Genomic DNA, 12,950 nt, shown 5'->3' with positions numbered 1-12,950 from the left:
GCCATCGTGCGGTGTCGTCTTTCTGTGTGAGTTCTTGGTCGTTCTCACTGACCATCGCACGATGGCTCACCCCGTCGCGGTCACGACGCCGCGGGCCCGAAAGACCACCACCCCGCGGGACTCCAGGTTGGAATCCGGGTTCGCAACGCCCGAGACCTTCACACGCGCGTTCGTGCAGCGGTTCGAGATCAGTCCATCGGAGTATCGGAGGATGCTGCGCGCGTACCGCGAGCACGCGGACCTGGCGCAGCAGAGCACGACGTTTGCGGGCTTCGCAGAAGAGACGCCGCTGACACTCCGTTATGACCTCGATGCCGTCCCGGTACGGGTTGAGAGCACCCCCGAGCGGCACCTGCTCGTCCTCCGTCATCGCGGGTACAACGGCCTCGGCATCGGGCACCCATCGGTCGAGCCGTGGCAGCAGCTGAGGGCCTTCGCGATAGAGCACGGCATCGCCCACTCCTCCGACCTCCTCGTGGGCATCACCCCAGATGACCCTTACGTGGTGGACAACGAGCAGATCCGCTTCGACGCTGGCATCCCCATTGCCGCACCGATAGATCCACCCCACCCCTTCACCTACCGCCAGATGCCGGCGCAGGTGTGCGTCGCGCATCGGCACACCGGCGGTGCAGAGCAGATCGCGAAGACCTTCGCGGCTATCGGGGTGCAATGGATGCCCTCAGAAGGGTGGCGGTTGCGCTGCGCACCGCCCTTCGAGATCCATCACGTCGACCAGCGCGCGAACGACGCCGTTCGCGTCAGCTGGACAGACGCCTATGTGCCTCTTGATCACCACCCCGACCATCACCCAGGAGAAGGCCCATGATCGCTTTCGAGTTCACCGAGCACATCGACAGATCGCAACAGGAAGTGTTCGCAGTGCTGGCAGATCCCACAAGGGCGGTCGACTACGTCGACGGTGTCGTGAAGAGCGTGAAGGTGACGGATGGCCCGCTCGCTGTGGGGTCCGTCATCGAGGAGACGCGCCGAGTGAAGAGCAAGGAGGCGACGGGGCAGCTGCAGATCGTGGCTCTCGAGCCGCCCACCGCTTTTGCGGTCGCCAGCGAGGCGGAGGGCATCACCGCGACCTACGTCTACCGGCTGCACCCGGCCGGCACCGGCACGCGGATCGAGTGGACGTGCGAGCTCGCCGCCGGCGGACTGCGGCGGATGATGCTGCCCCTGGTGGCCGCGATCACAAAGAAGGAGGACGGCGACCATCTGGCCCGACTCAAGGCATACATCGAATCGCAGCGAGCAACGGAGACCGCCTCGTGATGCCTTCCGACACCAGCGTCGACGAGGCGCTGGACCGGGCAACCGGGCCACGACGCGGCGAGGTAACCGAACTCCTCGAGCTCTTCGAGCACGTTGCACAGCGCCCGCCGGTGGTGTGGGCGGAACGGATTGTCGGGTTCGGCCAATACGGCTACGCGTACGACAGCGGGCGAGAGGGTATCGCGCCTGAGATCGCCTTCGCTTCCGGGTCCAAGCACACGCTTTACCTGGTCGAGGGGTTTGCCGAGCGGTGGCCCGACCTGCTCGAGCGGCTCGGTCCACACCGCACCAGTAGCGCGTGCCTCTACCTCCCCCGATTGTCGGGGGTGGACCAAGATGCGCTGCGGGAACTACTCGATCGCTCCCTCGCCGTCATTCGAGACGTGCACGGCGACGGCAAATGAGCATGGCGTCTCTCGTCCAAGTAGCCCAGCGCGTGGTCGATCTGGAACGCGCCACAGCCTTCTATTCCGCACTGCTCGGCTCCGCCCCTGTGGCCCGATTCGATCCGCCCGGTTTGGTGTTCTTCGATCTCGACGGCGTCCGTTTGCTACTCGAGAGCGCGGCACCGTCAGCGCTGCTCTACCTCCGCGTCGATGATCTGGAGTTAGCCGTCGACCGAGCCGGCGAGGTCGAAATCGTATCCCCGGGGCGGCCGATCTTCACTCACACCACAGATGCGCTCGGACCAGCAGGGCGAGAAGAATGGCAAGCATTCATTCGCGACCCCGAAGGAAATCTCGTAGGTCTAGTGGCGTTCAGAGATCCAGCGGAAATCAAGTACTGACGGCTTCGACGAAGCTGGCCGCAGCCGTCGTGGACAACTCAGCACAGAATCTGGCCGCACTCCGGTGGACATCTTCGGTGGGAGATCCCGGCTCTGTGGCTGGCACCGCGGACAACTCTGAGCGGTTCCTACACAACTTGTAGGTTTTTTTTGAAGTTGTCCATTTCGCAGATGAAATGTCCACGGTGTGTCCATCTGGACATTTCGGACAAGCTGGCCATGCTGAAAGCTGATTATCGAACGCGCGTCAGTCCTCGGGTGAGGTGTCAAGTTCCATGACCGTGAGGACTTCGCCGGCCAGCGTATAGGTCGCCAGCGCGCAGAAGTCAGCTTCGACGACCGCGACGCTCGCGTGAACGCCCTTGCTCGCGAGGTCATCGACCGCGGTGAAGCGCTGGAAGAGTGACTCTGCGTGCCTCCCAAGCGCACCGCGGAAGGACTCCGAAGCGACGCGCTCTTTCAGGAATTCGACGAGGCGGTTCTTATAGTGCGCATCAGTGAGCTCGTGGCCGTCGTCTGAAACTCGGTGGCCGGGATCCACCGGCTGCACGTAATCGACCACGGTCTTGAGTATTCGTCGACAGGAGGCAAGAGCCTGGGACAGTTCCTCATCCGCTTCGACAGCCGATTCCTGCGCGGCCGCTTCCCGCAGTCGACGGAAGGCCACGTTGAATCTATCCAGCGCATCTGGCGCTCGCGCTGATAGAAGCGCGTCGACGCGCTGGCTCACGGCAGCGAGAGCGTCATCTTGATTGACGGCGAACGTGACTTGGCGCTCCCAGCTGCACAGGTAGGTAAAGACCTTGTGGCGCGCTCTCGAATGGATCTCGAGCATCTCGAGTTGCCAGCTCATCTGAGACTCATACTGCGACGGCGCAAGCTCGTCGCTCGGAACCCGTTCGCGCTGCCAAAACTCGATCAGGCTGACGGGGTGGGAGGTGATCATCCCGTCCGGCCTGCGGCGCTCGTTCATGAACTCGTCTAGCGCCCGTTGAGCTACGCCGGTCGTGTCATCCCAGTCGCCCGGGTCCGCCATCAGCCGACGTGTCATGTCGGCATTGGCAGCTGGGTGGCCTCCTGTCGGCTTGATCTCGAACGATAGCCGAAGAGCGGCGTAAGTCTCACCGAGAAGATTGGCGATACGGATCGCCCGACGGATGGAAGCCTCCAGGGGTACGGTTTCAAACTCGTCCAGAGCGTGCTGGATAAGTCGAAGGACGTCGGCGGTGGAGGCAGTCGGGGTTGACCCGGTCATATCAGTCCATCGACCAGTCGTCGTCCCCGAAGCCGAGGGTCTTGAGGTTTTCGCGGATCGCCGACCGCTGATCGTCGCTGAGCTTGGCGAGCTGCTCGGACTCGATGTCAATCGTGACGCGCACCGGGACGCCCGCCGTGACGAAGTGCGACACGATCTCCTCGTAGATCTGGCCCGCGTCACGAACGACGCGGTTGACGGTGAGGTCCTTCGTCGCATGGAAGCGCGTCGGCACAGGTGCCGCGGATCGTCCGCCCCCAGAACTCGTCGCTGATCCAGACGATCCGGACCCTGTTCCGGTCGACGACGTGTCCGATCCGCCTGCGCTCGATTCGCCTGTCTCGTCTCCGTCGGATTCGTCCTCGTCGCCCCTCGTGTCAGCTTGGATCTGCTGGGTCGCGACCACCGGGTCGACGAGCAAACCACCTTGTCGAACTGCCGACGGCGCCTTCATGGTCAGGCCGCTGAACCTGCCGTCCTCGTAGGAGTCGGCGTAGGCGAAGCCGTCGAGTTCCACGACGAGGGCGTCGTCGAGGTGCCACACGGCATCGATGACGACCTTCGGCTGTACGACCTTAGGCATGTAGACGTACTGGCTGAAGTAACCCACCAACACGTCGAGCGGCACGTACGGCTTCTCGCGCCACAGGTTCAGCCGGTTGATCTGCATACGGAGCAGAGATGGCGAGAACGTGCGGACGACGAACTCGCCTGCGTCGGCCTTCTTAGTCACGCGCTCGGCGAGTGTGCCGTCGCCGTTCATCAGGATCGATTCCAGCTCGATCTCGGCGGCTCCGGGCTCCTGAGTCGGAACCAGAATCCAGCGGTAGGCCTCGCGGATGGCATCCTTAACGGTCTGCTTCTGCTGGGCGACGCGAGACTCGGCGACCTTGATGTTGTGCTGGTCGAGGTTGAGCGAGTCGCGGTTCTCGAGGATGTACTCCCACGCCATGCGCTGGCGCACGGCATTTAGCAGAATGTCGATGCGGTCGACCTCGGAAGCGAGGAAGACGAGGGAGTTCTTGTGGATGCGCGCGTTGGTCCCACGCTTCGTCAGAAACTCGATCGCCGCGTCCTCGGCGACAGAGCGCCCGCGCTTTGAGAACGGACGGTCGGGTCCGAAGATCACGAGACCGATTCCCGGGTCGTCCTCGACGTCGATGCTCCCGTGTGGGAATCGGTGGACTCGCTCGAACAGTCCCTTGTCGGTCTCCTGTCGAACGACCTGGGCCAGCTCGTCGAAGACTTGCTCCTCGTGGTACGAGTCGGCGCGCTCCTGCACGATCTGCGCGACGGTCTGCTGCAGCGACAGCCAGTACCGGTCTTGGTCGCGGTTCATATACTTGCCGAGGTCGCCGAGCCGCCGCAGACCGTCGGCGACGTGCGCGGGGTTGTCACCCGGGTAGGTCGAACCGAGAACAATGCGCTTCTGCTCGATGCCGCGGATGGTCGCGGCGCTGCCGTCGCGATTCCGGAGGTTGGCCATCGGGGCGGTGCCGAGGAACACACACCGCGCGGCACGTTTGGTCGCCATGGACCGGCCAAGGATCTTGATGTCGCTGTCCACCACGTTGGCCGTCGAGGTCTCGCCTGCGACGTCTGCGTCCACGATCGGCTTCCAAGAGTCGTCGAGGTGGTTTGCCAGCTCATCGAACACCTTCGCGTTGTCGAGCGGAATCGAAGCGGGGAGGATCATCGGCGATCGGTCACCGCTCGTCCAGAGGGCGTAAACGACCGTCGCCATCAGACGTAGCACGCCGCGAGTGCGCTGGAAGCGCTCCAGGGTCGACCAGTCCTTGTAGAGCCGATCGAACAACTCCGGGTGAATCGGGTAGGCGGTGCGCATCGACGCGCGATAGCCGGGCTGCATGACTTCGCTCGGCACGTCAGAGCCGTAGCGCATGTAGTGATCCATGAACTTGTGCACGACGAGGTCGCGTGCGGCATCCTGTTCCCGCCCGAACGGCTTGAAGATGCGCCGCCTGACGATCTCGAACGACTCCTCGACTGTCGCCGGCTGCCAGGCGGACTCCAGACGATGGATCACGGAGCGGAGGTGTCGCAATGCCTCCAGGCCCGCGGTGCCGCCAATCTCGTGCTCGTTCTCGATCGATGTCTCGGCGCCTGGCATGTCGCGTACGACGTCGGACGCGGGGAGCGAGACGACGAGCAGCGCGGTTGGGACGGCTTTCACCGCCTCGGTCAGCGACTGCACGAAGGTCATGTGGCCGTCGAACGTCCCGCCAGGCGCGACCTTCTCACGTGACCAGAGCTGGCGCAGATACGCCACCCACTCGTCGATGAGGATGATGCACGGCCCGTACTTCTCGAAAAGGTCGGCCAACGCGGTCGTCGTCGGCGGCACCGACTGCTCGTCATACCGCTTCAGGAGTTCGTACCCCTCGACGCCCCCAAGCTGGTACGCCAACTCGCCCCACAGCGTATTGACAGTGAAGCCCTCGGGCTTCGGCATGCCCAGGATCGAGAGGTCGTTGCCAACGAGGACCGCTCGATTGACGGTGGCGGGAAGCTCCGTCACGCCAATACCGTCGAGTAGCTCTCGCATCCCCGGCAGCCGCTCGGCCGGCAGCCCCGCTGCTGCGTGGTACACGGCCAGCAGCGAGTGCGTCTTGCCCCCACCGAAGGTCGTCATCAGGTCGACAACGGGCTCACCCCCATCCCCGCTCAGTCGCTTGATCGCCTGCTCCAAGAGATAGCGCAGACCACGGGTGAGATACGTGCGACCGAAAAACTCGGCAGGGTCGCCGTACTCGGGACCAGCCACGCCCTGGTGCACCTGACGAAGGTCGGCCGCGAACTGCGCCAGCTCAAATGTTCCGCGAGCGACATCATCATGCGGCTCAACGACGTCGCGCCAGGCCGGCAGCCCGGTCGAGTCAACCTGCACCGAGAGCGCCTTCTCCTGGGCACGCTGGAGCCGCTTCTGATCCTCCTCGAACATCAGGCGACGAAACTCCCGTCGCATCTCGTCAGCCTTGTCCGCGTGATGGACCGCACCGATCGAACGGAGGATGTGCTCCCCATCCATAAGGACGCGTTCGGTGCGCTCCGACGTGATGCGCTCGCCGTGCGCCCACTCCTTGCGCGCATCCCAAAGCGCCGACACCACACGCTTGTCCTCAAAGGTGAGTTGCTCCTTGAAGACCTGGTGCCACTGCTTGTCGAAGACCCAGAAGAGGTACGCCGCGTCGGTCTGACTCGGAGAACCATCGCGACCAGCAAGTCCGGCAGTACGTCCCACCTCCGCTGCCCAGCCATCTCCGTACCTTGTCTGCAATAGCCCGATCATCCACGGTCCCAGGCCGTCTGCTACCAGGTCGAGTACGCGACCGACACGTTCCTTATTCGTAAGCGCAGCCATCGTCAGAACAGTCTTCCTGTGGTCGTAGCCGTCCCCGGACCGCTGAGTTTCACCAGTTCGGACCAGGAATTGATTAGCGCGTTATACCGCTCCTGATCCGCAATCCGGTTGCTCCTCGCCGCAAGATCATGTAGCCGATACGTCAGCGTCATCGTCGGCTCGCGCAGGGGTCCAAGCTCTCCCATTAGGCGGGCCGCCTCAATCTCGCCACCCCCGTCAATCAGCCGGTGAGCGAGGTGATGCACGGCCTCCCAAGCCGTAGGACGACCGTCAGTAGACGGGGACCACTCGGGATCGAGACCTTGGCGCCCAAGAAGACTCACCTTGTTGGCCTGACTCGATGCAACCTGAGCTCGAACCACATCGTCGACGCCAATCCCAATCGGCCGCGCAGTCTTGTCGGCGGAGTCGAACGAGGCCGCGTTCCACCCGTGGGTCGCCCACCACCGCACCGCGAACCGAGATTCAGGGTCGAGTTCACCTTCCTGTTCATCGAGAACCTCAGCGCGCGCCGCATCGATCATGCGGAGAGCTTGCTCTACGGGAACTCGGCCGCCCGACTGATCGAGAACTGCTCGGTATCTGGAGTAGATCTGCATCCCAGGACCCATCGCCGCCTGGGCCAGGTCGATCGGAAGGATAGACGCCGCTTGGAGGTCCCTGACGGCGGGCGCGAGTTCTCTTCGCAGCACGCGATTGAAGTCTGCGAGAGAGACTGTTCCTGCCGCTTCAGATCGTGGCCGGCAGACCATCACGATGTAGGAAGCGATCGAGTTTGCCTGATTCCCGATGAGCCGAGCGACGGTTGCCCCGTGGATCGGCCAGGTTCCAGTGATCTCCAAGTCTGCATCGATCATTGCCGTCAGTATCGAAGCCCAGCGCGTCTCTTCCCCAGACCCGGCCTTCTGCTCCTTCGACGCGTATACAACAAGGATCGGCAGCGAGGGATCTTGAGCGCTTTTCAGCGCATTGAAGGTCTCTGTGAAGCCGGTAATGAAGTATGACTTGGCAGCGGAAGGACTGTTTCCGTGATGCGCGGGAACCGCGGTCAACTCCCCCTTCTTCGGTGCAGCTACCGTCATATACAAGTCCGGGTGAACATCGCGGAGCGCCTGGCGGTGCCAGACGTAGAAGTAGTCGGAGAGATCCGCATAGCCAATCGCGTCGAAGTACGGGGGGTCGGTGGCGATAAGCGTCGCCCGCTCCGAGGCCGCCTCTCGTGCGTCGCGCCTAAAGGCTCGACCCTCGCCCCGGACGACGTACCTCAGCGCGCGCGCTTGATCGGTGATGATTCCCTGGAACGAGCCCACGGACGAACCGAAAGGATTTGTCTCCACGTAGTCCCACAGCATCGGCACATCGTTCTGACCGAACGCCGGTTCCGCTTTCGGGGAACCCGCCACGGCTGTGTTCCAGCGCACTTGGCGGGAGTTCGCCTGCGCGAGCTTCCCGAGCCCGAGCCCAAGGAGCGTAGTGATCGCGGCCGCCCACTCTCGGCTCCCACCATCAGCTTGCACTCGGTCGTACACCGAGGAGATCGAATCCGCGAATGCGCAAAGGACCGTCAACTGTCGCGGGGTGTAGAGGTCTCGCTGTGACGTGAATCCAAATCGCGGCCCCGAAAACCACCTCGGGATGTCGGGTAGCGGCACCTCCGGGAAGACATCGGGGTAGCCAACTCGGGCGGCATTTGCTTCACCCTCACTTGGGGCGCGATAGATCCTGCGTCCCTCCCTTTCGGTGATCACGCAGACGAGTCGATCGGAGATGCGGCCCGCCTTCCCTTCTGCGATCAACCAATCCTCGGGAACCGCCCCGCCACAAGATAGGCACTCGAAATTCGCACCACGTCCCACCTTGGCCGCTGGGGGAGCTTCACCTTCGCGGCGGCCGCTAGCAACGTCTAGCGTGAGTTCACCGCCGACGGAAATGGGTTCGAACCAGGCCAGATCGCCCTTCCTCTTCGAGATCCACATCGACTGAAGCAGGAAGGTTTCAACGCCACATGCAGGGTTTGGGCATCACGCAGCTCGAGCCCACCGCCAGGCGACGAGCTCCTCCCCTTTCATCTTCGGATACAGGTCGGCCACCGCCTGCGCCACTGACGCTTCCGCGAGCCCGGCGTAGTACCGAACGTCCTCGACGAGTCCAGTGAACCTTCCGTGGTCGGGGCTGGCCCCGAACAGGCCGCCGTCCTCGCCGGGAGGATGCACCGGCTGGCCTCCTACTATGTGAGGAAGCAACTCAGTCAGAGTCCGTGTGATAAGCACCGGAACAGGATTCAGGTCCGTGCCAATAGTCGGGAGCCCCAGACGCTGCCCCTCGATCAGCGTTGACCCACCGCCGCAGAAGGGATCCATCACGGTCGGTAAACCCTCGGGGAACTGAGCCGTCAACACTGACTGGGCCTCGCGAAGGTCCGACTCATCCGGCAAGTCGGCGCCGTTCGCTACGAGGCGCTTGATCAGGTCAAGCAGGTAGACGCGGGCGTTGTCGTCTTCAGGATCATCAATCAGTGCTGCAAAGAGAAGGGCACGCCACGCTGGCATAGGCATCGCCGCGAACCACTTATGCAGGTTTCGAATCGTGCCTACCTTCCGGTCCTTGTAGGCCTTACATGCGGCGTTGATCTCATCGAGCGGCAGCGCGACCTCGATCAGCTTCTTCTTACGGGCTGTCTCGGTCACTGCTGACTCATCTCCGTTGCGTCGTTCCAGAAGGGCTCCCAGTCGTACTCGACGCGCGCCGCGCGAGGATCGATGGGCTGATCCACAGGGTGTCGCAGGTAGCGCACTGTCGTCGTGTCGTCCTCCTCGACCTGGACGAGCGCGAGAACCGAGTGGCCGGCTTTGTTCAGCGCAGTGACCGCTTCCTGCCGGGTGAGCACGAACGTCCGGCCACCGACGACGCGGCCCTTCACCTCGATGAAGTCGAGACTCCGCCCAGTGTCGGACTCGATGTCGTAGCCGGGGTTATTGTGGTGCATCTCTGTCGGATCGTGCCCGAGCGCATGCTCGACTCGAAGAACGGCATCGACGGCCAGGCGCTCCACCCGCGTCGTCTCCCTGGCACGGTCAGCTGCGCCTTCAGGATCAGTCTGAGCATCCAGCCATCCCTGCGTGACGACTAGACAAGCGCCGGTCACTCGGGGCGGGCGAACCGAGATGTCACGTTCTTGCTCAAGTTCTCTTAGCCGTCGGTCGAGTCGACGCGCCAGGGCCTCGGCCCGTTCGCGCATCTGAGATGCCGGAAGGCGCGTCTTCCTGCCCGCTCGCTCCTGCTCGCTCAGCTCGAAGGCGCGGCGGTCCCAATAGTTGATCTCGCGAGTAAGGCGCTCGCGAACGAGGCGCTCGGTCTTGTCAACGCGCTCGATGGTGCGCCCGCCTACTTCGTCGGCGTGCTGCCGAGCGATCGTGACCGATGCCTCGCGAATGACGCGACGGTCGAGATCGGATGCCTGTGCCCAAGGCTCGCCGAGCAGCGGTCGACTTGCCGCCACTTCCTCGGCAGTGGGGACCTCGAAGTTCGGAATTGGCGAGCCGGTGAGAGGCGTGATGGTTCCGTCTTCGTCGACTCGGACGTACTGGGCACGGCGCGACACGACACGAGGCTGCCCATCCTGCGCGATTCGTCCATCGGTGACGTCGTGTTCAAGGAGGCTGACAACGTAAGGCTGAGTCGTCAGGTCAGAGCGATCGACGAGTACCGCTCCGCGACGGAGCGCATCGAGGTAGCGGTCGGAGACGACGCTCATCGTGGCAGACATCAGCGGGTGGCCGGGGTGCAGGAGCGTCGCGAGGTGGTTGTTGCCGTCCACCCGGACGTACTTCGGGTCGAAGGTGACGCGGTAGTACTCGTCGACCACGGGCTGACCGTAACCGGTTACTCGGTCGCGCTCCTTGATCTCGCCAGGCACTCGCTTGATTTCGAAGCGGTGGCTCTCGCGCATGCGGAGCTGCCCGCCCACGTCTGCGAACGCACGGTGGAAGAACGCCTCGACGTGGTGGGGTTGGAGCCGGGCTGCCTCGGCGCGCTCCATCTCACGTCTCATATCGTCGATCTCGGTGTCGCTCATCGCGCCGGGCACGAGCTGGTTTGCTTTCAGCAGCTCGGGGATGCCGTCGGCGATCTTCGGGTCGACGACCTCGGTGAGGTAGCGCTGGCGCTCGGGCCTGTTTGACTCGCGGATGGCGGCGATCATCAGGTCGCGCAGGGCGTTGCCCTGGAAGAGCTGACCGAGGACGTCGTAGACGCGCCCGCCGAGCGTGGCGCGCTGCTCCTCTAGCTTCTCCAGCAGGCGCGTGTACACATCGCCCTCGCGGGTATCGTCGGCAACGAGCGACCACATGAAGCACGTGTTGGGCTGGCCGATGCGGTGCACCCGCCCGAAGCGCTGTTCGATGCGGTTGGGGTTCCATGGCAGGTCGTAGTTGATCAGCAGGTGGGCGTTCTTGTGAAGGTTGACACCTTCGCCCGCAGCGTCGGTGGCGATGAGGAACACGCATCGCTCGTTCTGCTCGAAGGTCTCCTTAGCCTTCTTACGGTCTTCCCGCTTGGTTCCACCGTGAATCGTGATCACGGTGTCGTCTCGGCCGAGGTGCTGCGTCAGCCGCATGACAAGGTCGTCGAGAGTGTCCTTATGCTCGGTGAAGATGATCACCTTGCGGCGGGCGCCTGTGTCGTCGCGCATCTCGTCGGCGTCGTCCAAGGTGTCGCGTAGGGCATCCCATTTGGCGTAGGTCGGCGATGACTTCACTGCAGAAGACTTCAGCAGGAGTCGATCAACGACTCGAATCTCGGCCTCGAGTTCCTCAGGCGTTCGCGCATTCGTTGCGCCGGCGATCGCCTGATCTTCGAGAGCCTCACGTTCCTCGTCGGTGAGGTCCTCAAGGTCGTCCCAGTCCTCGGGCACGTCGGGCGCATCCGACTTCACTGCGGAGTACATCCGTGCTTCGCGCAGCTCGGACTCCAGCCGTGCCTTGCGGCGTTCAAGTGAGCGGTGGATTGCCGCCGGCGACGAGGCAAGGCGACGCTGGAGCGTCGTGAGCGCGAAGCCGACCGCTGTCCGACGACGGTTGTCGCCCTCGATCGCGTCTGCGCGGTTCATCTCCTCGCGGACGTAGTCGGTAACGGCGACGTAGAGGTCCTTCTCCGGCTGGGACAACTCGTACTTGACCGTGAACGCGAATCGTTCAGGAAAGAGTCTGGTGCCCTCGAAGGTACGCAGCTCCTCCTTGACCAGTCTGCGCATGAGGTCGGAGACGTCGACCTTGCGGCTGCCCTCGCGGGCGACACCTTCGAAGCGGTCGGAGTCGAGCAGCGCCATGAAGAGCTGGAACTGCTCCTCCTTGCCAGAGTGCGGTGTCGCGGTCATCATCAGCAGATTGCGCGCGTGTTTCCCCAGCTCCTCGGCCATCTGATACCGCTTGGTCTTCTTGACCTCGTTGCCCCAAACGGTCGCGGACATCTTGTGGGCCTCGTCGAAGATGATGAGGTCCCAGTCGACTTCGCCGGCCTTGTCGAGAATGCCCTCGCTGTTGCGGGCGAGCACGTCGAGCCTGGCCAGCCAGAGTCCGCCTCGCGCGAACGGGTTGCCCTCGTGGAGAATCTTGTCGCGCGTGAGAATCTCGAACTCCAGGTCGAACTTCTCGCGCATCTCCTCGTCCCACTGGTCCACGAGCACGCCCGGAGACACGACCATGACGTTCGCCGCATCGCCGCGCAGAAGCAGCTCCTTGATGAGCAGGCCCGCCATGACCGTCTTGCCCGCGCCTGGGTCGTCGGCAAGGACGTACCGCAGCGGCTGCTTGTGAAGCATGATCTCGTAGACCGCGCGGAGCTGGTGTGGCAGCGGCTGGACGTCGCTGGTGCCGAGGGCAGCCTGCGGGTCGAACAGGTAGGCCAGCCGCATCCGTCGAGCTTCAGCGGCGAGGAGGAACGAGTTGGGGTCCGCATCGAAGCTGAACACCTGGCCAGCCACGACCTCGCGCACGTGGGAGATGGCGTTGGCGAAGACGATCTTCTCGCCAAGTCCGGCATCGGTTCGATACGCCACGTTCGCCGAGTCGTCAGTGAGGCGCTCGACGGCAACGATCTTCACCGGGTCGGGCCCAGCGAGGCCGGTCACCGTGGCGCCCACACGGACGAGATCAAACAGCGATGACGTCGTCACGACTCTCGTTCACTCCCTCGGTTGGCAAGTTGATCAGGATATTTCGGGCCGCCGACATCGTGGCCGATCAGGG

The 12,950-nt window shown here is 63.6% G+C and carries 9 protein-coding genes; 4 read left to right on the top strand and 5 right to left on the bottom strand.

Annotated elements, in window-relative coordinates:
- Positions 1-211: 211 nt before the first annotated feature.
- Genes MA875_RS17060 through MA875_RS17045 form a run of 4 tightly spaced genes read left to right on the top strand, consistent with a single transcriptional unit; the run spans position 212 to position 2,068 of the window.
- Positions 212-829: an AraC family transcriptional regulator gene (locus MA875_RS17060; RefSeq protein ID WP_228164526.1), complete on the top strand. Its 618-nt coding sequence runs from the start codon at positions 212-214 to the stop codon at positions 827-829.
- Positions 826-1,281: an SRPBCC family protein gene (locus tag MA875_RS17055; RefSeq protein WP_054687628.1), complete on the top strand. Its 456-nt coding sequence runs from the start codon at positions 826-828 to the stop codon at positions 1,279-1,281. Before MA875_RS17060 ends, MA875_RS17055 begins: the two co-directional genes overlap by 4 nt.
- Positions 1,281-1,685 carry a DUF1801 domain-containing protein gene (locus tag MA875_RS17050; RefSeq protein WP_062637438.1) on the top strand — a complete coding sequence of 135 codons (405 nt, stop codon included), beginning with the start codon at positions 1,281-1,283 and terminating at the stop codon, positions 1,683-1,685. Before MA875_RS17055 ends, MA875_RS17050 begins: the two co-directional genes overlap by 1 nt.
- Positions 1,686-1,687: 2 nt before the next feature.
- On the top strand, positions 1,688-2,068 hold the full coding sequence (locus MA875_RS17045) for a VOC family protein (RefSeq protein ID WP_082802998.1): 381 nt from the start codon (positions 1,688-1,690) through the stop codon (positions 2,066-2,068).
- A 247-nt stretch (positions 2,069-2,315) separates the two neighbouring features.
- Here the strand turns inward: MA875_RS17045 and MA875_RS17040 are convergent, their stop codons facing one another.
- The 5 genes from MA875_RS17040 to MA875_RS17020 all read right to left on the bottom strand — a co-directional run bounded on the left by MA875_RS17040 (position 2,316) and on the right by MA875_RS17020 (position 12,877).
- Positions 2,316-3,323 carry a hypothetical protein gene (locus MA875_RS17040; RefSeq protein WP_248243438.1) on the bottom strand — a complete coding sequence of 336 codons (1,008 nt, stop codon included), beginning with the start codon at positions 3,321-3,323 and terminating at the stop codon, positions 2,316-2,318.
- 1 nt (position 3,324) lies between these two features.
- On the bottom strand, positions 3,325-6,705 hold the full coding sequence (locus MA875_RS17035; protein WP_282449258.1) for a DUF499 family protein: 3,381 nt from the start codon (positions 6,703-6,705) through the stop codon (positions 3,325-3,327).
- A 2-nt stretch (positions 6,706-6,707) separates the two neighbouring features.
- Positions 6,708-8,453, bottom strand: a complete 1,746-nt coding sequence (locus MA875_RS17030; RefSeq protein ID WP_248243436.1) for a DUF1156 domain-containing protein — start codon at positions 8,451-8,453, stop codon at positions 6,708-6,710.
- Positions 8,454-8,726: 273 nt separating this feature from the next.
- A complete protein-coding gene (locus tag MA875_RS17025) occupies positions 8,727-9,392 on the bottom strand; it encodes a DUF1156 domain-containing protein (RefSeq protein WP_248243435.1) in 666 nt (221 codons plus the stop codon).
- Positions 9,389-12,877, bottom strand: coding sequence for a helicase-related protein (locus tag MA875_RS17020; protein WP_248243434.1), 3,489 nt, complete (start codon positions 12,875-12,877; stop codon positions 9,389-9,391). Before MA875_RS17020 ends, MA875_RS17025 begins: the two co-directional genes overlap by 4 nt.
- Positions 12,878-12,950: the final 73 nt, after the last annotated feature.

It is taken from the genome of Microbacterium kunmingense, assembly GCF_023155745.1.
GTDB lineage: Bacteria > Actinomycetota > Actinomycetes > Actinomycetales > Microbacteriaceae > Microbacterium > Microbacterium kunmingense.
This window is presented reverse-complemented; position numbering and strand designations above follow the sequence as displayed.